Origin of the sequence: Flavobacterium sp. DG1-102-2, from assembly GCF_033042555.1 — a bacterium.
Lineage (GTDB): Bacteria > Bacteroidota > Bacteroidia > Flavobacteriales > Flavobacteriaceae > Flavobacterium.
This window is the reverse complement of record NZ_JAWLIK010000002.1, coordinates 173,147-194,982: the sequence shown is the minus strand read 5'-3', so window position 1 is coordinate 194,982 and position 21,836 is coordinate 173,147. Positions and strand designations below refer to the sequence as shown.

At 41.1% G+C, this 21,836-nt stretch carries 21 protein-coding genes and 2 tRNA genes; 12 read left to right on the top strand and 11 right to left on the bottom strand.

Annotated elements, in window-relative coordinates:
* Window positions 1-29 precede the first annotated feature (29 nt).
* From R1T16_RS04175 to pdeM, 3 genes are all read left to right on the top strand, one after another.
* Complete coding sequence (locus tag R1T16_RS04175) at window positions 30-1,634, top strand: ATP-dependent DNA ligase (protein WP_317499818.1); 1,605 nt, start codon at window positions 30-32, stop codon at window positions 1,632-1,634.
* A gap of 44 nt (window positions 1,635-1,678) precedes the next feature.
* Window positions 1,679-4,144: a ligase-associated DNA damage response DEXH box helicase gene (locus R1T16_RS04170; RefSeq protein ID WP_317499817.1), complete on the top strand. Its 2,466-nt coding sequence runs from the start codon at window positions 1,679-1,681 to the stop codon at window positions 4,142-4,144.
* 107 nt (window positions 4,145-4,251) lie between these two features.
* Window positions 4,252-4,902, top strand: coding sequence for a ligase-associated DNA damage response endonuclease PdeM (gene pdeM, locus R1T16_RS04165; protein WP_317499816.1), 651 nt, complete (start codon window positions 4,252-4,254; stop codon window positions 4,900-4,902).
* A 489-nt stretch (window positions 4,903-5,391) separates the two neighbouring features.
* Here the strand turns inward: pdeM and R1T16_RS04160 are convergent, their stop codons facing one another.
* Both R1T16_RS04160 and R1T16_RS04155 read right to left on the bottom strand, forming a co-directional pair.
* Window positions 5,392-5,568: a hypothetical protein gene (locus tag R1T16_RS04160; RefSeq protein WP_317499815.1), complete on the bottom strand. Its 177-nt coding sequence runs from the start codon at window positions 5,566-5,568 to the stop codon at window positions 5,392-5,394.
* A 436-nt stretch (window positions 5,569-6,004) separates the two neighbouring features.
* On the bottom strand, window positions 6,005-7,639 hold the full coding sequence (locus tag R1T16_RS04155) for an aldehyde dehydrogenase family protein (protein WP_317499814.1): 1,635 nt from the start codon (window positions 7,637-7,639) through the stop codon (window positions 6,005-6,007).
* 230 nt (window positions 7,640-7,869) lie between these two features.
* Between R1T16_RS04155 and R1T16_RS04150 the strand changes: the two genes are divergently transcribed.
* The 6 genes from R1T16_RS04150 (at window position 7,870) to R1T16_RS04125 (ending at window position 11,448) form a co-directional block, all read left to right on the top strand.
* Window positions 7,870-8,376 (top strand): DinB family protein, encoded by a 507-nt coding sequence (locus tag R1T16_RS04150; protein WP_317499813.1) that lies wholly within the window; start codon window positions 7,870-7,872, stop codon window positions 8,374-8,376.
* 87 nt (window positions 8,377-8,463) lie between these two features.
* Window positions 8,464-9,057, top strand: coding sequence for a Crp/Fnr family transcriptional regulator (locus R1T16_RS04145; protein WP_317499812.1), 594 nt, complete (start codon window positions 8,464-8,466; stop codon window positions 9,055-9,057).
* Window positions 9,058-9,139: 82 nt separating this feature from the next.
* A complete protein-coding gene (locus R1T16_RS04140; RefSeq protein ID WP_317499811.1) occupies window positions 9,140-9,433 on the top strand; it encodes a hypothetical protein in 294 nt (97 codons plus the stop codon).
* Window positions 9,434-9,531: 98 nt separating this feature from the next.
* Window positions 9,532-9,705 (top strand): hypothetical protein, encoded by a 174-nt coding sequence (locus tag R1T16_RS04135; protein ID WP_317499810.1) that lies wholly within the window; start codon window positions 9,532-9,534, stop codon window positions 9,703-9,705.
* Window positions 9,706-10,056: 351 nt separating this feature from the next.
* On the top strand, window positions 10,057-10,395 hold the full coding sequence (locus R1T16_RS04130; protein ID WP_317499809.1) for a hypothetical protein: 339 nt from the start codon (window positions 10,057-10,059) through the stop codon (window positions 10,393-10,395).
* 105 nt (window positions 10,396-10,500) lie between these two features.
* Window positions 10,501-11,448: a GNAT family N-acetyltransferase gene (locus tag R1T16_RS04125; protein ID WP_317499808.1), complete on the top strand. Its 948-nt coding sequence runs from the start codon at window positions 10,501-10,503 to the stop codon at window positions 11,446-11,448.
* 21 nt (window positions 11,449-11,469) lie between these two features.
* On the opposite strand, the gene R1T16_RS04120 is transcribed toward R1T16_RS04125, so the two are convergent.
* A complete protein-coding gene (locus R1T16_RS04120) occupies window positions 11,470-12,042 on the bottom strand; it encodes a hypothetical protein (protein ID WP_317499807.1) in 573 nt (190 codons plus the stop codon).
* Between the two features lie 230 nt (window positions 12,043-12,272).
* Between R1T16_RS04120 and R1T16_RS04115 the strand changes: the two genes are divergently transcribed.
* Window positions 12,273-12,482 carry a hypothetical protein gene (locus R1T16_RS04115; protein ID WP_317499806.1) on the top strand — a complete coding sequence of 70 codons (210 nt, stop codon included), beginning with the start codon at window positions 12,273-12,275 and terminating at the stop codon, window positions 12,480-12,482.
* 187 nt (window positions 12,483-12,669) lie between these two features.
* Window positions 12,670-13,050: a YegP family protein gene (locus tag R1T16_RS04110; RefSeq protein WP_317499805.1), complete on the top strand. Its 381-nt coding sequence runs from the start codon at window positions 12,670-12,672 to the stop codon at window positions 13,048-13,050.
* A 56-nt stretch (window positions 13,051-13,106) separates the two neighbouring features.
* Here R1T16_RS04110 and R1T16_RS04105 read toward each other — a convergent pair whose 3' ends face one another.
* Window positions 13,107-14,621: a PLP-dependent aminotransferase family protein gene (locus R1T16_RS04105; RefSeq protein ID WP_317499804.1), complete on the bottom strand. Its 1,515-nt coding sequence runs from the start codon at window positions 14,619-14,621 to the stop codon at window positions 13,107-13,109.
* A 64-nt stretch (window positions 14,622-14,685) separates the two neighbouring features.
* Here R1T16_RS04105 and R1T16_RS04100 point away from each other — a divergent pair, with 64 nt between their 5' ends.
* Entirely contained in the window at window positions 14,686-16,551 is a 1,866-nt protein-coding gene (locus R1T16_RS04100) for a TonB-dependent receptor plug domain-containing protein (RefSeq protein ID WP_317499803.1), read from the top strand.
* Between the two features lie 76 nt (window positions 16,552-16,627).
* Here R1T16_RS04100 and R1T16_RS04095 read toward each other — a convergent pair whose 3' ends face one another.
* The 7 genes from R1T16_RS04095 to rseP form a co-directional block, all read right to left on the bottom strand.
* Complete coding sequence (locus R1T16_RS04095; protein WP_317499802.1) at window positions 16,628-18,088, bottom strand: class I adenylate-forming enzyme family protein; 1,461 nt, start codon at window positions 18,086-18,088, stop codon at window positions 16,628-16,630.
* Complete coding sequence (locus R1T16_RS04090) at window positions 18,088-18,918, bottom strand: SDR family NAD(P)-dependent oxidoreductase (protein ID WP_317499801.1); 831 nt, start codon at window positions 18,916-18,918, stop codon at window positions 18,088-18,090. The genes R1T16_RS04095 and R1T16_RS04090 overlap by 1 nt, the downstream gene beginning before the upstream one ends.
* A gap of 69 nt (window positions 18,919-18,987) precedes the next feature.
* A complete protein-coding gene (locus R1T16_RS04085; protein ID WP_317499800.1) occupies window positions 18,988-19,578 on the bottom strand; it encodes a hypothetical protein in 591 nt (196 codons plus the stop codon).
* Between the two features lie 97 nt (window positions 19,579-19,675).
* A complete protein-coding gene (locus R1T16_RS04080) occupies window positions 19,676-20,035 on the bottom strand; it encodes a hypothetical protein (RefSeq protein ID WP_317499799.1) in 360 nt (119 codons plus the stop codon).
* Between the two features lie 56 nt (window positions 20,036-20,091).
* Window positions 20,092-20,163, bottom strand: a tRNA-Arg gene (locus R1T16_RS04075).
* Window positions 20,164-20,203: 40 nt separating this feature from the next.
* A tRNA-Asn gene (locus R1T16_RS04070) sits at window positions 20,204-20,277 on the bottom strand.
* A 152-nt stretch (window positions 20,278-20,429) separates the two neighbouring features.
* Window positions 20,430-21,767, bottom strand: a complete 1,338-nt coding sequence (gene rseP / locus R1T16_RS04065; RefSeq protein ID WP_317499798.1) for an RIP metalloprotease RseP — start codon at window positions 21,765-21,767, stop codon at window positions 20,430-20,432.
* Between the last annotated feature and the right edge of the window lie 69 nt (window positions 21,768-21,836).

Below are 21,836 nucleotides of genomic sequence, written 5' to 3'. Positions count from 1 at the left end.
ATCCTTCAAAAAACAAACAAATAACAGGGATGAAAAATTTTGCCGAACTCATAAAAACGCTGGATAGTTCCAACAAAACTTCGGTAAAGGTAGATGCCTTAACGGAGTACTTTCGCAATGCCGGCGATGAAGATAAGGTATGGACAATAGCCATCCTGTCGCACCGCCGTCCGCCAAGGCCTGTTAATACTACGCTGTTGCGAATGTGGGCTACCGAACTGGCTAATATTCCGCTTTGGCTGTTTGAAGAGTCCTACCATATTGTGGGCGACCTTGCCGAGACCATTGCGCTTATCATTCCAACAGCAAAAGACCATTCTGACAAGAGCCTGACCGAATATGTGCAGGATATGATAGCACTTAAAAAGAAGACTGATGAAGAGAAACGCGACTACCTGCATACCAACTGGCTTGCACTGAACTATTACGAACGATTTGTTTTTACCAAGCTTATTACAGGCAGCTTCCGTATTGGCGTAAGCCAAAAATTAATGACCCGTGCACTTTCTAAAGCTACAGGGGTAGATGAAGATATACTGGCCTATAAACTCATGGGTGAATGGAACCCCGATCGCATCAGTTTTCACGATCTGGTGGTCGAAGAAAAAGCGCAGGACTTCCAGTCGAAACCCTATCCATTTTATTTGGCGTATGCCATAGAGGGCGAACCCGAATCGTTAGGTGATGTGTCGCAATGGAGCGCCGAACACAAATGGGACGGCATCCGCTCGCAGACGATCATTAGAAATGGACACATGTACGTATGGAGTAGGGGCGAAGAACTGGTAACCGATAAGTACCCTGAATTCAATAGCTTTCTGGGTATAATTCCCGATGGTACTGTGATAGATGGAGAGATACTCCCATGGGTAGAGGGCAACATAGGCAGCTTTAACGACCTGCAGACACGTATAGGGCGAAAAACCGTTTCAGCCGCCCTGCTTAAAAAAACGCCGGTCATTATTAAGGCTTATGACCTATTAGAATGGAAGGGGGAGGACATCCGCCAAAAACCTTTTGAAGAGCGCAGGCATTTACTTGAACAATTATACGAACAGGTAAAAACATTTGCTCTTCCGCTAAAATTGTCAGAACGGATAACATTTAATGATTGGAACGAAGCCCAGATCGAAAAGCAGAAGGCGCGCGAACTAAGAAGTGAAGGACTAATGTTCAAGCGAAAAGATTCGCCCTATCTCGTAGGCCGTAAAAAAGGCGACTGGTGGAAATGGAAACTCGATCCCTTTGCTATAGATGCGGTACTTACCTATGCTATGCGTGGCAGCGGCCGCCGTTCTAACCTTTTTACCGATTATACTTTTGCCCTCTGGCAAACCAATGAAGATGGAACAAAGGAATTGGTCACTTTTGCTAAAGCCTATTCCGGATTGACAGATGCCGAATTCCGTCAGGTAGATGATTACATAAAAAAGAACACGCTGGAGCGTTTTGGGCCCGTACGCAGCGTAGTGCCCAAACTGGTTTTTGAGATAGGCTTTGAGGGTATATCGCTTTCGGGCAGGCACAAGAGCGGGGTAGCAACACGCTTTCCGCGAATACTGCGATGGCGACATGACAAAACCATGGAAGAAGCCAATACTATTGATGATTTAAAAGACATGATACCGAAGTAAAATTAGCGACGAATTCAGGCAAAGAAAAGAAATAAATACTCGGAATGAACAGGGAACAACTTTACGATATAGCAGCAGGCTGGTTTGAAGGGCGTGGATGGAAACCTTTTCCGTTCCAGACCCAAACCTGGACCGCTTTCCTGCAAGGCAAACACGGCCTGCTTAACGCCCCTACAGGGAGCGGAAAGACTTATGCCCTATGGTTTCCTGTTGTGCTGAACTATATTAAAAGTAACCCTGAATATAAGACAAAACACAAACCCGGACTCAAAGCCATATGGATTACGCCACTACGCGCTTTATCCATCGAAATTAAGCAGGCAGCCGAACGTGTAGCCAATGATCTGGGTACGCAGCTAACCGTTGGTGTGCGAACAGGCGATACTACAGCTGCAGAACGCAGCCGCCAGAAAAAAACTATGCCCGACCTGCTTATTACAACTCCCGAAAGCCTTCAGTTATTACTGGCTGCAAAAGGTTATGATGCAGTATTTAAGGGGTGCCAGGCCATTATAATAGATGAATGGCACGAATTGTTGGGTACTAAGCGTGGCGTTCAGGTTGAGTTGGCACTGTCACGGTTAAAAGCTATAGCACCAAAAATGCGCATTTGGGGTATTTCCGCAACTATTGGTAACCTGCAACAGGCAATGGAGGTGCTGCTTGGGCCAGAGTCGGAAGCACTGCAAAATTCAACGCTTATTAGGGCGCACATCAATAAAAAGATAAACGTACTCTCCATAATCCCCGATAAGATGGATGCTTACCCATGGCGCGGGCACATGGGGCTGCATCTTATAGATGAGGTTGCAAAAATAATCAAGCAAAGCCGCACGACGCTGGTGTTTACCAATGTGCGTGCCCAATGCGAGTTATGGTTTCAGGCGCTGCTGGAGAAATATCCTGAGTTTGCAGGAGATATGGCCATGCATCACGGCAGCATAAGCCGGGAGACACGGCAATGGGTGGAGCAGGCCATACGCGATGAGCAGCTGCGGGCTGTGGTTTGTACGTCGAGCCTTGACCTGGGTGTTGACTTTGCGCCTGTAGAAACCGTTATACAAATAGGCGGACCTAAAGGCGTTGCGCGGTTCCTGCAGCGGGCAGGCCGAAGCGGGCACAGGCCGGGAGAGGAGAGCAATATTTACTTTCTGGCAACCCATGCCATTGAATTGGTAGAAGCCTCTGCTTTAAAAAGGGCAGTACAGGAGACAGTTGTGGAAGACCGCGTGCCGTACCTGAATAGTTGGGATGTTTTGGTGCAGTACCTCGTAACCCTGGCGGTATCTGACGGATTTTATCCTGATGTGATATTTAATGAAGTAAAAAGCACTTTTTGCTTTCAGGGAATTACAGGAGACGACTTTCAATTCTGCCTTAACTTTATAGCAAAAGGCAGCCAGAGCCTGCAAGCATATGATGAGTATAAAAAAGTAGAAATAGAAGGCGACGGAAAATTTAAGGTAAATAGTAAAGCCGTAGCACTGCGGCACCGTATGCAGATGGGAACCATTGTAGGCGATGCCGTTATGAATGTTAAATACTTTAGCGGCGGTCACATAGGTACTATTGAGGAATGGTTCATTTCCAAACTCAACCCGGGTGACGTGTTTATTTTTGCGGGGCGAAAACTGGAACTGCGCCGTATAAAAAATACAGAAGTTTTGGTAAGCCGTGCCGACCCCGGAGCCAAGGCAAAACACGCCAGCTGGATGGGAGGCAGGATGACCTTATCGGCCCAGATGAGTGAGCTGCTGCGCGAAGAGTTGTATGCTGCCAATGGTGAGAACATGTCTAAGGAACTGCAATCACTGTCGCCAATGTTCAGACGCCAGCGTAAAGAATCTATAGTGCCGCAGGCCAACGAATTTTTAATAGAAACATTTAAAACGCGCGAAGGATTCCACGCCATATTTTATCCGTTTGAAGGGCGGTATGTGCATGAGGCACTCGCAAGTTTAATGGCTTACAGGATAAGTCTGCTGTCGCCGATAACCTTCTCGCTTGCTTACAATGATTATGGATTCGAATTATTATCGGATAAAGAAATAGATATGCAGCAGGTACTGGATAACGAATTGTTCACGCCGCTGCACCTGCATCACGATTTACAGGCCAGCCTGAATGCTACCGAGATGGCAAGGCGAAAATTTCGTGATATTGCTGTAATCGCCGGGCTGGTGTTTACAGGCTACCCAGGAAAGATTGTGAAGACTAAGCACCTGCAAAGCAGTTCGCAGCTTATCTTTGAGGTATTCCGTGATTATGAGCCTGACAACCTGTTGTTTCAGCAGGCCTATCGCGAAACCTTTGAGCACCAGCTCGAAGAAGGGCGATTGCTTATGGCTCTGGAACGTATAAAACAACAGGAAATAGTGTGGAAGCAGTGCGAAAAGCCTACACCTTTCAGCTTCCCGATCATAACTGACCGCCTGCGCGAAAGGTTAACAAGCGAAACATTAGCCGAAAGGATAAAAAAAATGACCGCGAGTTATATGAAGGGAATTTAGATTTTAGGAGTGGGTATTGAGATAATAGATTTAAGATTATATACAATAGATAATAGATTCCTGCATGCTCCCTCTCTTTTGGAGAGGGGCTGGGGGTGAGGCTAAAAATGACATTAGAAACCACCATTAACAATCACACATTTGTTCTGCACTGCTCTGGCGCCATGTACTGGGTAGAAAAACGCATGCTTTTAATAAGCGATGTGCATCTGGGTAAGATTTCGCACTTTAGGAAATTTGGTTCGGCGTTGCCGGGTAATGCCATATTTCAGAATTTTATAAAACTGGATAACACCGTTGAATATTTTAACCCCGAAAGCATCTGTTTTTTGGGTGACCTTTTTCATAGCACGCTTAACAACGAATGGAACCTTTTTACCGAATGGGTAGAGCGAACCCAACTGCCTATTATATTAGTTGCCGGTAATCACGATATTATTGAGCCGCATAAATACGAAGAGCTGGGTATAACCGTAGTAAGCGAATGGACGCTTGACGGTTTCCTGCTTATTCATGACCCGCAGGAACGCGAAGATTATTACACGTTGTCAGGGCATATACATCCCGCAGTATTGCTGGCCGGTAAAGGCAGGCAGTTTTTGAAGCTTCCGTGTTTCTTCCGTACACCAAACCAACTCATACTGCCTGCCTTTGGCGAATTTACAGGCACCTATGTAATGGAACCGCAAGAGGACGATAAAGTATATGTGATAACAAAAGAAGATGTAGTTGAGGTGGCGCGGAAAGACCGCCGATAACTAAGCTATAGAATTTCTGCACAGATGCCTACATGATCACTAAGAGATTTGTCCTCGTTAAAACGGAAATTTTTATTTTTCTATCTTTTATAAAAGATTCACTAATGACGATGTGGTCTACATTGTCTTTAAGGTCTGCGGTCAGATTCTTTAAGTTTAATTTTTGAAAACTATCGTTGAAAGCATTTCGCGCTTTATGGCTTGGATAGGCATATCCCGAAAAAAAGGTATTAAGGTCTCCTGCTATGCAACAGTTTGTTCCGGTCAGCAAGCTGTTAAAATCATCAATCTGATCTGCCAGATCTGATACAAACCTATTACCTATTCCGCCAAAAACTCCCGTGATTGTTCCGTAAATTCTTAATGTCCCTATTGGTCAATACATCGGCACAGATATTCGTGTATAAATCTTTTGTCGCATGTGTTTTAACTATTGGATACCTGCTAAATAGTGTTACACGATTTTCGCCTGTTTTATACTGTTGGCCATCATGAAAATTGGGGGAGTAAAACCGTGTTTGCCGTATACATGTTTCTACCGTAATCAAGCACTTCTGTGGTTTCTGTAAGTATAACAATATCAGCTTCAAATTTGGTAAGGACTGCGGTAATGTTTTCCTTTTTAGAAAATGGAAGGCGCTCAATATTCCAGATTAGTATTTTCATAGCGGTAATTTAAGATTTCGCTTTGAATTTCATTTTTTATATAAAAATTAAAAACCTGCAGGGGTATAAGGAACCCTGCAGGTTATGAAACGCAAGGCATCCAACCAAACCGCGTTTCAGTTTTTTAAAAAATTAGGTCCCTTAAAATTACTTTCAAAGGACCCCGCTGAACCTAAATTAACTGCGTTTATTTTTATTGCGGCTTAGTGCTGCCCCCACAGCAAAAGCACAGCAAATGCTTTTAATTTAATACTTAGTAAAAATATCCTAGTAGCCCTTAAATGCCAATAATAATGCGTTGACAAGCGTGTTGACAACGATTTTTTATTTTGGTTAGCGCTGTTTTACAAGGTTTTATGAAATGGGTCAAGATAGAAGAAAAAATAAAAGCGCGCTGTTGTTTACAGCGCGCTTTGTATATAACAGGCTATTTAGCTTAGAAAATAACCCTGTTGTTAAGCCGTTTTGAGCTTTCAGATGTTAGTATTTCGTGCAGCAAAGCTTCGTTAGAAGGCGTCTGTTTTGTAACGACAACCGAGTCTACCGAGAATGCCGTTAGGGCTTCAAAAACCGACAGTGTATTTTCTGCAGAATCTTTACGCCCGTTAAAAGGGAACGTATCGGGACCGCGCTGGCATTGTGCGTTTATATTGATACGCCCTAATTGTCCTGCCAGCTGATCGATATAAAATGAGATCGCTTTTGGGTCTTCGCTAAAAACGCTGGCCTGCATTCCGTATTTAGATTCGGTAACATAATCTACCGGAGCAGAAGGGTCGTCAAAGGCAACTACCGGTATTACCGGGCCAAACTGCTCTTCCCAATAAATTTTCATATCGCGGTTAGTTGGGTACAATATAGCGGGCTTCATAAGAGAATATCCCTGGTTGCCCCCGCCGTCTGCATCATTAATGATTTTTGCCCCATGTGCAATGGCATCGTCTATGCATTCTTTAAGATATCCCGGCTTTTCGGGTTCTGCAAGCGGAGTAATTGCTACGCCTTTATCCCACGGCATACCCAGTGGCAGCTTGTCTACTGCTGCGGCAAGCATGGTATTGAATTTATCTACAATAGAAGAATGTACAAAAAGTATTTTAAGTGCGGTACAACGCTGGCCGTTAAAAGACAATGTTCCCGTTACCACTTCTTTCACAGTTGCCTCAAGATTGGCATCAGGAAGGATGATGGCAGCATTTTTTGCATCAAGCCCTAATACAGCATGAAGGCGGTTAGATTTAGGGTGCATCTTCTTAAGGCTGTCGGCCACACGGCTTGAGCCTATAAGTGCCAGTACATCTACACTGCCCGATTCCATAAGGTAAGGAACAATATCACGCCCGCGTCCATATACAGTGTTTACAACCCCTTTAGGGAAATGTTCTTTGAACAGGTCCAGCAGAGGATTGAATAAAAGCGTACCATATTTGGGTGGTTTGAACAGTATCGAGTTTCCGTTGATAAGCGCAGGTATCAGCATAGTAAAGGTTTCGTTTAGCGGATAGTTAAACGGACCCATACATAGCACTACCCCGTAAGGCAGTTTCTTCATCTGGCCTATGAACCCACCTGTAACCCTGAACATGGAAGACTCATTGTGCAGCTGTTTTACCGTCTTGATTGTTTCTTCAATGTACTCAATAGTACGGTCAAACTCCTTCTCGGCGTCAGGAACGCTTTTGGCTATTTCCCATACAATTAGTTTTACGATCTCTTCGCGGTGTTCTTTAAGGCCTTTTGTAAAACCTTCCATAGCTTTAACACGCCCATCCACACCCATTGATGGCCATTCGCCACGTCCAAAGTCGTGTGCGGCAAGGGCAGCCTTAAGTGCAAGTTCGGCTTCTTTGTCGGTAGCCAGCGGATAGCTGCCTATCTCTAACGGGGCAGCTTCCTGCCCATCTTTCTTTACGAATATTTGCGAATATACAGTGTGTACCGGCCCAGTCCAGTCTATGAACTCACCGTTTATTAAAATACGTTTTTGATGCAGGGGCTGCGCGAGCCTAATGCTTTCCGGAATATCGTTCTCCTGCGGAAATGCCTGCTGTAAGTCATTTAATGTTTGCATAAATAGAGAATTTTAGATACACAAATTTCAACAAAATATTCTTACAACGGGTTGAGATTAACAAACAATTACTTGTACAAATCAACGAATGTTGTGTCCGAATTTACATAAAATCGTTTTCGTTTGAAAAAAAATATTTTTTCCTGAATCCTGCTGACATACGGTTGTCACAATGCCCTGCTAATTTTGTTTCAGAATAAGACAATAACCATTAATTTAAATTTTATATCATGGAAACGAAAACAGCAGCAGCACAAACAGCAGTAATTAATTCGGAAGCATTTTTAAAACACTGGCAGGCACACAGGGGTCTTACCCGCAGGGTGATTGAGGCTTTCCCGGAAAAAGACCTGTTCCTTTATTCCATTGGCGGCATGAGGCCTTTTGTACAGCTCGCCATGGAGATCATAGACCTTACCAATCCCGGAATCGTGGGGCTGGTTACAAACGAATGGAAAAACATGAATGAGCTGCCACACAGTTCAGGTGAGGGGGTGCCGACAACAAAAGAGGAGCTTTTAGTCCTTTGGGACGAAACTACCCAGCAGCTGGAAAGGTATTGGGCAAAGTTTACCCCTGATCGTTTTGAAGATAAGGTTCTTGCTTTTGGAACGTACGAAGGTAAAGTTGCAAGCACATTATTCTATTTTGTAGACAATGAGATACACCACCGCGGTCAGGGTTATGTTTACCTGCGTGCACTGGGCATTGAGCCACCGTACTTTTGGCAGCGCTAAACAGGTTCATCATCAATCAATCACATAGTAAAAGCCGCAACTGTTTGCGGCTTTTTGTTTTACCTTTGTTTTATCAATTTACCTCCTATGATAAGTGAATCGCTTCTACTTGAATTTGGTGCTAATAAACTGAACCTTAAAAAAGGCGAAAACCTCTTTTATGCAGGAGATATGCCTAAATATTTTTTTCAGATAGCAGAGGGCGAACTTAAAATGAACAATTTTAACGATGAAGGCAAAGAATTCATTCAGGGCATATTTACCGCAGGAATGAGCTTTGGCGAACCGCCGCTATTTATAGGCAAGCCCTATCCGGCAAATGCCGAAGCCTTAACCGATGCCTGGGTTTATGCGCTGCCTAAAGGTGTATTTTTTGACCTGCTTCGCAAAAATCCGGATGTAAATCTCGCACTAAGCGTTACGCTTTCGCAACGTTTGTATTTTAAGTCTATCATGGCTTCTGAAATTTCTTCGCAGGATGCAGAACACCGCATCATTAAACTCATTGATTATTTTAAAGAGATTGTGGGGCTTACACCAAATGAACATTATAAGGTATTGCTCACACGTCAGCAAATTGCCGATCTTACGGGGCTACGTGTAGAAACCGTTATACGCGCTATCAAGAACTTAGAGAAAAAAGATTTGCTAAAAATTACTGCAGGAAAAATTTTCAGATAATTCCGCTCTTATGATTTAGGTCATAAATCCAAGCCTTGCACCCGCCATAACTTTGTGTATATAAATCATAATACACGTAGTCATGAGCACTTATCAGAAATATGTAGACAGTTATGCAAGAGGTTATATAGGCTTTAACACGATTGCAATTTTATTCCAGAGTTGTTTCGGGTCTGCCGCTGCTATGGTAGTCCTTCAAAACGGAACCGCACCTTTGCAAATGGCACAGCTTTTTTTTGTAGTTATATTATGTATGGTGTTTAACGCCAGCGTGCTCTCTCAGCAAATGCCAAAGACCGTTTTTAACCTGCTGCTCGCCAGTGTGGCTGTAAATGCATTTATACTTATGCTTAACACCTTGTTTATAGGTAACTAAATATACTGCAAACAAAAATTCCATAACATGATAAATGTCATAATTCTATGATACATAGTGGTATAAATTTGTGTAGGTAAATTTAAATACACTTAGTTATGAGCACTTATCAAAAATATTTAGACGGATACACAAGAGGTTTTATGGGGTTTAATACCCTGGCAATATTATTCCAAAGCTCGTTGGGCGGATTTACAGCGATGCTTGTATTGTTTCATGGAAACTCTTTATACCAAATGATCCAGCTTTTCTTTGTAATCCAGTATATTTAACGGAACGGTGCTGGCGCAATTAAAGCCAAAGGCAGTTTTCAATATGCTGATCTTTACGGTTCTCTTTAATATATCTGTCATTATAGCTAATATGTTTTTTATACATTAATACACTGCATTAATCCGGGGGAAAGGGGCAATCTTAATAGGTTGTCCCTTTGTTTTTGAATATGAGACCATTTAGCTCAGACTTTTTTTGTAGACCTTCCACAAACTTTTGTAGAATTCCTCACAGATATTTATGCTTCAAAAATATTTAAGTTACTGATAATTAGGGTTTTGTTATTTTTTAGCTTGTGTGGTATAGTTCTTTCTTAATCTTAAACAGATAACAACGAAAAAATATATACCATGAAAAATTTATTTTTAGCAGCTGCTTTGGTTTTAGGACTCGCAGCTAACGCGCAAACAGAAACGACAGTAACTACACCACCTACAACGGCTCCTGCTACAACTCAGATAACACCTGCAGCACAAAACCAGGACAAAGATTATACTAAAGTACAGCAATCTGAGATTTCTCCGGATGTACTTAAGGAAGCGGTAGGTAAATACAAAGGCTATGAACTTGTAGAAGCGCTTAAAGCTACAGACGGATCAGAATATAAACTGGTTCTTACTAAAGATGGTAAAGATGTAGCTGCTTACTTTAAAAGTACCGGCGAATTCATTAAAGAAGTCGCAGCTTAATAAACTACAAACATTTTTTATACGAAGAGAGAGGCTTAGGCCTCTTTTTTTATTTTATATATTTTTCATTACTTTTGCGTAACTAATTACGTAATTTATTTTACAATGGATTTTTTTGAAGAGACGGGTAAGATGGCAATAGGCAGCAGGCTAAGGATGCTTACTGATAAAGTGACCGAAGATGCCGCAAACATTTACAAATTGTACGGTGTTGAACTTCAGCCGAAATGGTTTCCGGTATTCCATGCGCTATCGCAGGCCGATAATACAGTTACAGCCATAGCACAGCATATTGGGCATTCACACCCATCCGTAAGCAAAATAGTTGGTGAAATGGCTAAAGCAGGAATCGCTGCTGAAAAGAAAGATAAAGCAGACGGAAGGCGCAATGTTGTGAGCTTAACTGCCAAGGGAAAAAAGATGGCTGCAATCGTGAAGGATCAGTACACAGATGTAAATGCGGCGGTAGAAGATATACTTTTTGTAACGCGTAATGACCTTTGGAAAGCCATAGAGGAATGGGAATTTGTACTGGGCCAAAAGTCACTTTTAAAACGCGTAGAGGAGCAAAAGAAAATCCGCGAAGCTAAGGATGTTGCCATCGTTGCCTATACACCACGATATGCATCGGCATTCAGGCAGTTGAACGAGGAGTGGATATCGTCTTACTTTACAATGGAGGAAACCGATTACAAGGCGCTTGATGATCCTGAAGGGTATATATTGAGTAAAGGCGGGTATATTTTTGTAGCCCTTTATAAAAATGAGCCTGTAGGGGTATGTGCCCTTATAAAAATGGATGATCCGCAGTATGATTTTGAGTTGGCTAAAATGGCTGTATCGCCAAAGGCACAGGGCAAGAGTATTGGTTCGCTGCTGGGGCAGGCTGTTATAGAGAAAGCCAGGTCATTGGGCGCATCTGCTATTTATCTTGAAAGTAATACTATTCTTAAGCCGGCAATAAGCCTGTATCATAAGTTAGGATTTCAAAAGACCGTAGGCCATGCCACGCCTTATGAACGCTGCAACATACAAATGGGACTTAAATTATAAGAGAGGCTTAGGCCTCTTTTTTTATTCCGCTATGGCGCCAATAAAAATTTCAGATACTTTATTATTTTTTAGTGTAAAGAACAAACCTTCGTATATAGAGCCCACAATAATAGTGTTATCTGTGGCTTCTTCGGTATTTATGTGGCCGTGGTAAGCGCTAAGAATGTCCTTTTGGGCAGATCCGATGCCGATATTCTTAGATGTTTTTAGTTTTGATGCCGCAAGGACGGTTATCTGGGCAACGGTTTTTTTAGCTTCAGGATTCTCAGCTTCCATTACTATTTTGATGCCCTGCTTTTCATATAACCATTCCTGTTCATAATATCCTGTTACCTGAGAATATTCATTGATCGACGTTTTAAAATCTGTTCCCAGTTTTTCTTTTACGGTAGCTTCGTCAGTGCCTATGCTAAGCCACCCGCCTATAGTTTCCTTTGCAAAGTCAAATGTACTTTCTTCAACTACATGTTCAGTGATGACTTCTTCCTGTTTGGTGGTAATGGTATCTGTAGCAACGATTTTTTCTTGTGCTGTATTTTCTTTTTTGCAGGATAAAGATACTATCAACAAAAATATAAGCGGTAATGATTTCATTAGTAGTGGTTTGGTTTAAGTATGTAAATATAATATAAATTGTAATGTACAAAAAGGGAGTCATAGTTATGATAATGTAAGGTGGGATTATATTTATGCTAAAATTTTATTAAGGCTTATCCTCACAAAAAAGTTTCTCTTTACCTTTATAAAGCAGGTTAGATACTTCATCGATAATTGATGACAATTGAGCCTGATAAATAAGATAATAACCCAAAAATATTACAGCCATGCATATCACTATTTTTAGAACTTTGTACAAGCACGTTATAGACCATAACCTAATTGAGCGCCTGCTAAAAAGAAACAACCTGACTTTTGAAAGAACGTCTTATGAAGGCGGATCACGTTATAAGATCTTATCTGATACAGAGGATGCAATGATAAACTTCAAAAAAAACCTGAAGTCAATTTATCCTCAAATTCCTTTAAGCGCTTAATAAATCCGGCAATTTATATGTCGTGCCATGTATTTTCCTGATGTGTAAATCGTTAGGAAAGGCAGTTTATTTTCTTGATAAGTATTGCCCAGTGGCTGCTTAAAGAGGATTTAATTCGTTTAATTTTGCCATATTCCCTCAAGGAAGATTAGTGTTTAATTAAATTTACAAAGAGGAGATCTGGCTTATGGGGATGTTTGTAATCAGCAAACGATTTAACGGGGAGTATAAATTTGTTTTTACATCCAGAAAGGGTAAAACTATTTTTACCAGCCTCAGCTGTAAGCAAAAATCAGACTGTGAGCTTATAATTGCAGGAATTAGGGATAATATAGACCTGTTTGCCTTTACGAGAAACAGTACACCATCGGGCAAATACTTTTTCCGTTTGTCCAAAGGCGGACTCGTATTGGCCACCAGTCGAAAATATTCTACTGAGCTTATGCTTGCCAAAGGTATAAATGAGGTTGTAAAGTATGTACTTACAGCCGAAATCCTCGATTTTTCTGAAAACGACTTTGTGTTTCCTGACGCCGGCCTTGTGTTTGCCGATCGGGAGACGGTATAGAATATCAAATTGAAAAGCAGTACTTAATGGTACTGTTTTTTTGTTATCGTGCTATATCAAAATATATCTGGCAATTTACTGTTTTCCTCAATCACAGCGTCAAATGATCTGCTTAAGATAGCTATGGCCTGCGCCATTTCTTCCGTATTTAAATGCCCAAAGCCAAGACGGGTAGCGGTGAGATTTTTTGTTTGGTACAAAATGGTCTTCGGCAGGAACAAACCATTTTTAGCACATTCCTTCTGAAGCTGTATCAGGTTAAAGATATTGACCCATTCAACCCAAATCGCAAGCCCCCGTGTAGGGATACTGAATTTGATTTTCCCTTTCAGATTCTCGATTAATAGTGCTGCAAAATAGTCCCTGCGGTCCCTGTACGCTTTTTTATTCTTTTTAGCCAAACGATGCACCTCTCCATTATTTATCCAGTCGGTCAGGGCCTGTTCTTTTATTACGTCAATTCCCGGTTCCATTATATTGAGATGTTTTTCAAGCTCTGTAATGAATCCTGCAGGCGCTGCCACAAATCCGTAGCCAAACCCCGCCGGTAACGACCGCCCAAAAGACCCAATGTAAATAACCCTGTCATTACTGTCAAAAGCAGCCAAAGGCAGCACAGGGTTGTTATCGTAATGAAAATCGTAGTCATAATCGTCTTCTATAACGACAAACCCATATTGATCTGCGAGTTCAAACAGCTCGATCCTGCGTTTAGCGCTGAGCGGGGTAGTGGTAGGATAATGATAGTTTGACGTAAGGTATAATGCCCTTATGGTATTCTCTCGACAGATGTTTTTTAAATGTTTGGTGCTTATGCCGCCTTTATCGGTGGGTATCGGTATGATGTGCGCCCCTGTATCAGAAAGCGTCATGGTAGATTTGTAGTACCCTGGTGAAGCTACCACAACTTTATCGCCTTGAGCAAGGAGCACTTTGGCAACTAGATACAGGCTTATTTCGTGGCTCGCGGTGGTAAGCAGATTGGCCGTACCAATACGGATACCGCGTGTAAGATTTAGATAATTAGAGAATGTGGTCTTGAAATTTTGGTGGGACTTGTTTTGCATCTGTTCCCAGGTTTTTGTGCTGCTCTGCCTTTTAAGTTTAGCAACATACAGCCTTGCCAGCACATCAGTCTGTATAAGCCTTATATCGGGCAGGCCGTCATTAAAGCGGTAGGGCATAGTAGTGCTTTCAACAGGATTTTCAAGAATTGTTGACCTTGAAAAATCAAAACTTGGAGTAACTTTCGGTGTTTTCCTTTCAGTACGATGATCTACTTCTGCCCTGGGGTTGTGATTTGCCTGCGATAGAATGAAAGTACCTTTATTAGCAATGATCTCTATCCATCCCTGCGATTCTAAATCCTGGAATGACTTGATAAGCGTATTCCTGTTTACCGCCAATACCTTGCATAACTCTCGTGTCCCCGGAAGTTTTGTGCCTTCGGGTAGCAGCCCCATTTGTATGGCCTTGATAAATTCAAATACGATCTGGAGATACAGTGCAGTAGCATCCTGCGGTTTGAGGATAATAAAACTTTTAAAAGGAATTTGAACCGGACTATCCATTATTATAAAACTGGTATACTTTAGTGGTACGGCAAGGTACTACTTTTGATAAAAATTTTAAACGATGAAAAAATTTTATTTTGCGTCACTGTTGTTAACCGGTATAAGCTTATATGCACAAACCGAGCAAGACAGCACAACTACAATAAATGAGGTTATAATTAGCGAGAACCGCTTTAGCACGCCTATATCTAAACAAAACAGGAATGTATACATTATTGATAAGGCGGTAATTGAAAAACTGCCTGCCAGGACAATTAACGAGGTGCTGCAATATGCTAACGGCGTTGACGTAAGACAGAGAGGGCCTTTTGGCAGTCAGGCAGACATAAGCATAGACGGAGGCAGTTTTGAGCAGACGGTTGTTCTACTGAACGGTGCAAAAATAATAGATTCGCAAACTGCGCACAATATGCTAAACCTGCCATTACCTGTTGAGGTTATAGAAAGGATAGAGATCATTCGCGGTCCTGCAGCAAGGATATATGGTATCAACAGCCTAACTGGAGCTATCAATATTATTACCAAAAAGCCAACAGATTCAGGATTTTTGGTTAGTACCTATGCAGGTTCAAACTTTGAGAAGGACACACAGGATACCGGCGACACCTTTTACGGCAGGGGAATTCAGGCTGGCGGCGTTATTGCTAAAGGCAAACACCAGCATTCCATCTTTGCATCGCACGACAAAAGCAATGGGTACCGCTATAATACCGGTTTTGAAAATAATAAATTGTTTTACCAGGGTAATATCCAGATAAACGACCGTAATGAGATATTAAGCTCATTTGGCTATATTAATAACGGATTTGGCGCCAATGGGTTCTACGCATCACCGGGCGACAGAAATTCTAGCGAGGTGGTCCAGACTACATTTGCCTCTGTACAATCTAAACATAATGTTTCAGAAAAATGGTCACTTGCGCCGCGTGTAAGCTATAGGTATAACTATGATGATTACCGTTATTTTGGTATTGCTAACCTAAATTCAGGCAGAAGCCAGCACTACACAAACTCAATTGCGGCAGAAATAAACACAACGTATAAAATGAATAAGGGAGAGCTTGGTTTTGGCGCTGAAGCCCGTAATGAAGATATAAATTCATCGAGCATAGGCGAGCATAACCGAAGCAACATAGGCATGTATGTAGAGTACCGGACTCAGTTTTCAGACAAGTTTAATGTAAACATAGGCTCATACCTTAACTACAATTCAGACTATAAGTGGCAGGTATATCCCGGACTTGATGCCAGCTATGCCGTAAACGATGCTTTCAAGATCATTGCAAACATTGGCACAAGCCAGCGTATACCGTCTTTTACAGACCTGTACCTTGACCAGCGCCCGGGTAATATTGGAAATCCTGACCTTAAGTCAGAAAACGCTTTTCAAAGCGAAGCCGGATTCAAATACACAAAGAAAGCCTTTAGCTTTAACGCCAATTATTTTTACAGGACAATTACTAATTTTATCGACTGGACCCGTGCCGTTACAACAGAACCGTGGCAGAGCCAGAACTTTGGTAACCTTAATACGAATGGTGTAAACATGAGGTCGGCGTATGGCTTTGAGTTTTCTAACCAGGCAAAATTAAATATTAGCCTTGCTTATACTTACCTTGAATCAGAATTTAAAGACATACAGCTAGATGTAGATTCTAAATATCTTATTTCGTCGCTAAGAAATCAGGTAACAAATACAGTAGATTTCCAGTACAATAAATTCTCGGTACTTTTTGCAACCCGATATAATGAAAGGGCAACAGGAGCATCGTACTGGATCAATGATTTCAGGATAAGCCAGAAGATCAATAAGTTCACGATTTTTGCCGATGCACAAAACATCTTTAACACGACTTATTTTGAAGCAGGGGCTATCCCGCTGCCGGCAAGATGGTTCAGCGTAGGAGCAAAGTTTGTAAGTTTTTAATAGTTCCCCCCGATATAATGAAGAAGCCCGACAGTACTGCTGTTGGGCTTTTTCATTTATAATTAACAGGTATTCGTTACATAAGTTTTGAAACCCGGACTTGATCAAGAAAGTTTACCGACTTTGGGATCATGTAATTAGGTACCCTGCCCGATAACCAGCTTAGAAATTCTTCAGTTTCTAAGGAAGAATTGGAATGTATTACAATATCAACGTGCATTTTAACTGACCGATATTCATCTATTGTACTGCTTGCTTTTACCCATGCAATGGCTGGATGCTTGTAAATACTATTTTCCAATTCTACAGGATACACGTTCTCGCCGCCAATGATAATCATATCATCGTTCCTGCCTTTATAAAAGTAGTAGCCATCGCTATTTTTTGAAACCAAATCTCCTGTTGCAACATAGCCGTTTTTATCGTCTGACGACCAGCTGCATTTAATAGATAGCAAACCTGTTTTGTCAGACATATTTATACTCCCGTCATTATCAGCCAACCTTGTTTTAACGCCTGTTATTACCTTGCCTATTGTATTAGGGTGTTTTCTTAGGTCTTCATCGGTTGCAATCGTGCATACTCCGGTTTCCGAAGTCCCATACAGGTTAAATATTTTTATTCCTTCGGTTTGTTGAATGTTTTTTATTAGAGCAGCGGATAGTGTATCACCCCCTGAAATAATGCTTTTTATATTGATAGTTTCTTTTAAGCCGAGTACTTTTTGTATCATCAACGGTACGGCAATCCAGCAGTCAATATCATTTTTTGCAGCAATAGCTGCTGTTTTTTGTGCGTCAAATTTGTTGGTTAAGTATATTTTTTTGCCCATAAAGACCGATAGTAATAGCGCAGCAAAGCCATACCCATGAAATATGGGTACAGATATCAGTACCGACCTGTGTTTTCTCAATTCCAGTTTTTCTATAATATCCAATAAAGGATTTAAGTATTTAAGGGCGGCAAGTTTTCTTTTTTCGGGCTTGGGCTTCCCTTTTGAGCCGCTTGATAAAATAATTACCGCGCTCTTCTTTCTCCTAGTGATGTTTGGCGCAGCTATCTCTGAGTAGTATTTCGGAATTGTATTAAAACTTAAAAATGGAATCTTGTAAGCTGTAAAATGTTCGGCAATGGAGGATTTGCTAATGATAAGGTCAATTTTTTGTGTGCCGAAGAAGTGACTGTAATATTCTTTATTTTGGTTAGGGTTTAGTAAAAAAATATCGGCTCCCAGGCCCGATGCCGCAAATAAGGATTTAATAAAAGGGAGAGAGTTTGCACTTATAATGGCAACTTTACTTTTTGATGCAATGCTATATTTATTGTGTATAAACGCGGCTGTTGAGACTGACTGTGCATAAAGGCCGCTGTATGTCAATTGCTCATGTTCGTCCTGTAAGCAGGCTTCGCCGCTATTTGTATTCCTTACAGAATCCAGCAGTGCCAGTAACGTAAATCCGTGTTTATTTACAGATGCGATTGTCTGTATAATTTTACGAAGGCCAAAATGCCATAATTTGAATACGGTTCCTGTCATTATCTCTTAAGGTAAAGAAATGATATTTTTTCCCAGACATACCGCCCAAAGAAACTTCCCGTTTGGGGAAAAACTGTCCACCATGGTTTGGTATAAGATCTTGTGGAATATAAAAGCTTCGCAATTCTAAGTGCTGCCTGTTCTGGCTGCATCGCCGGATAGTTCTTATAATTTTTATTAGGCGCCATCATTCGGGTACGGACTAATGGCAGGTAGATCGTAGCAATGCGTACACCCATAATTTTCCATTCGGCGGCATTACTCCTGAACCATTGGTCAAACGCCGTTTTAGATGCCTGATAAGCGGCCCATTTTGGAGCAGGCAAAAGCAATACGTTAATGGCGGAGACATTGATAATTTTTCCGTTAGCGGCTTTTAATAAAGGCGTAGCTGCCAGCAGCAGTTTTACCGGAGCGAGATAGTTAAGCGCATTGGTTCGGGTAAAATCATGATAACGGTCTAAAGAGTCGCCAAGAGATCGCGTAATAGATTTCCCGGCATTAGATATAAAGATGTCAATTCCGCCCGGTAGGGCTTTAAGTATTTCAATTACCCTGTCCACTTCATTTTCCAGATACAGGTCGGCAGAAATAATTGTGCACGCAGACCCGTTTTGCATTACAGTATCGGCAACAGCCTGCAGCTTCTGCTGCGTGCGGGCAACTAGTATCAAATGCGCATTATAACCCGAAAAAAGTAATGCCAGCTCTTCTCCAATGCCATAGCTTGCTCCGGTTATTACGATTGTCTTTCCGGAGATCGCATTTGCTAATTTTTTAGGATTGATACTTACATTCGGAAATAGTACTCGTTCTGTAAATGATTTCAATGGAGTCTTGTTTAGTATGCAACAATATAAAAAGAATTTGACTAAGTGGTGCTGTTATTATGTCCCATTCTAATCTGTTATCTCCGATAGTGTCTTTGGATTTTCTTTCCTGTAAAGGAGTAATGTTAATCCAAGGGCAAACAACAGGCAGCTTAGCACCATATATAGCCCGTTCTTCAGGATGAAGAAAGAAAAACCTATTGCGGGAGCTCCCACTATAACCATTAAAGCGCTTGCCGTATTCGTTTTTATAAAGTTTAAAGCGTGCATGGCTAATCCTGTAAAAAGAAAAGACGGGCCAATAATTATAAAAGGGTATAAAATAGACGGGGTATTGCTTATGTGTTCGCTTAATGCAGTTTTGGCTTCATCATTATCCCCATAGCTCCACATAATAAAATCTATGGTACAGAGCCCTACATGTGCAATACAACCTAAAGTTGTTACTAAAGAAGACGCAATGCCAATAGAATTTTTTGGAAATACCCTGTTAAACGAAAACAGTAACACTGCGCCGATTAAATTTAGCCAGTGCGCAAAATCTATTGGCTTCTGAAAGCATGCCGCTTTAGAACCCATCGAAAACAGTATATAGCTTACAACAAAAAATAATAGCCCTATTGAACAGATGTTTTTTTGATTCATGATTTTATTTGCCATAAACGAATATAAACAAAAAAAGCAGCACATTGCTGTACTGCTTTTTGTTGTAGCCTTGCAAATCCCGATAACTATCGGGAAAATTTTGATCAAAAGTTTAGAGGTTTTGTGCTTTTTCTTTTGGGATTTTAAACAATAATATTAAAGCCCAAACCTGAAATACGGTCTGGATTATATTTATAACTCCAACGGCTGGATTTTGTTTTAGATTTTTTATAATGGCAGGTATCGCAATAACTCCAATTAGTATCATAGCTAATAAAAGATATTTAATCCAGCTAATTCCTTTCCGGATTACGAAAGCTAATCCCACAAGGAACAGAAGTACAAAAAAACCTTCTGTAATTGCCGGAGGATTAACGAAAATTCCAGGTATAAGTGAAAGATTTATAACCCCTAACCCAGCTGAAATAAGCATAAAATTGGATGACTTAATATAATTCCTGTGTATCGACATGATATGGATGTTTATTAACTAAAAAAAGCAGCACATTGCTGTACTGCTTTTTGTTGTAGCCTCGCCAAGAATCGAACTTGGATCAAAAGTTTAGGAAACTCCCATTCTATCCGTTGAACTACGAGGCCATTAAAAAAAAAGGCCATCATTTCTGATAGCCTTTTGAAGCTCCCCCTCTTGGGCTCGAACCAAGGACCCTCTGATTAACAGTCAGATGCTCTAACCAACTGAGCTAAGGAGGAAACTGTATATTGTTGTTGTAATTTTTCTAACTCTTGTTAGCGTTGTTACAAAATGTATCTAAAAGAACTTGTTTTGGTTGCTGGCGTATTGCCTTTATTGCGGTGCAAATATATAACCATTTTTAGTTTTTGCAAACAAAAACAGAAAAAATTTAAAAGAATTTTCGAGCTATAATATCATAGATATCTTTACCGAAAGTTAACACCATGAGACTTAATAATATAACCATACCTACAGTCTGCACTATGCTTGCCGCTTTATCATTTAATTTTTTTCCTGTTATCATTTCAGCGATTGTAAATATGGCATGACCCCCGTCTAATCCCGGTATTGGCAGGATATTCATAAAGGCAAGGCCTATTGAAAACAGCGCTGTAAATTTCCAGAAAAACTCCCAATCCCACGATGTTGGCATATTGCTGGCAATACCCACTACGCTTTTTACATGCTTGTAAGCACCGGTAGAAGGACGAAGAATAAGCTTAAACTGCTTAACATTGTAAACGATCAGGCTGTACGATTCTTCCATCGCCTTAGGAATGGCTGTAAAGAAATTGTAATGCTCTGTCGTGGTATATTTAGGGTTGCCTGCAGGACTATGGAATACACCTACAGTCCCGTCTTCCTTGTCAACCTGTGTTTTAATTTCGTGAGGTACTCCGTTACGCTCAATGTCAAGCGTAATAAAACCGCCCTTGTTTTTGTAAGCCGCTTCAGATACCTGCGCCCTGTACGTTAGTTTTTTACCGTTTACGCCAACAATTACGTCACCCAGCATTAATCCTGCCTCGGCAGCATATGATTTTTGAGGAAAAGAATCTACCACTGTAGAAGTAACCATAGGATTTATGAAATCCCTGCCCTCTTTATCTAAAATTTCTTTTTTATTGGCATCGGTCAGGCGAATGTCCATCTCTTTACCGTCGCGAAGTATTTTAATGTCATCACCAAGAAGTACATCAAGTACAAGCCTGTCAAAACGCTGCTGGTATTTACCGTCTACGCTAAGTATCTTATCTCCGTTCCTGAAACCAACGTTAAGTCCGGTTTCGCCAAAGGCAAGTCCGTTCTGCTGAACTTTTTCAGTACCTACATATTTTTTTCCATAACTAGAGTATACAACGGTATAAATAAACCACGCCAGGATAATATTTACAATGATACCGCCTAACATAATGATAAGCCTCTGCCATGCCGGTTTAGAACGGAATTCCCATGGTTTTGGTTCGCTTTTCATCTGGTCGGTATCCATGCTTTCATCTATCATTCCGGATAGCTTAACATAACCACCTACCGGCAGCCACCCGATGCCCCACTCGGTCTCACCTATCTTCTTTTTGAAAAGAGAGAATCCGGCATCCATAAAAAGATAGAATTTTTCTACCCTTACCTTAAACATTTTAGCGGTTATATAATGCCCAAATTCATGTAGTATTACAAGTATTGACAACATGAGAACTAACTGGGCAATCTGTACAAGTGTATCCATTATAGAGTTTTAGTTTCCTTTGATAAACGCACAAAAATAGTGTTTTCTGTTTACTACGCGTTATTTTAA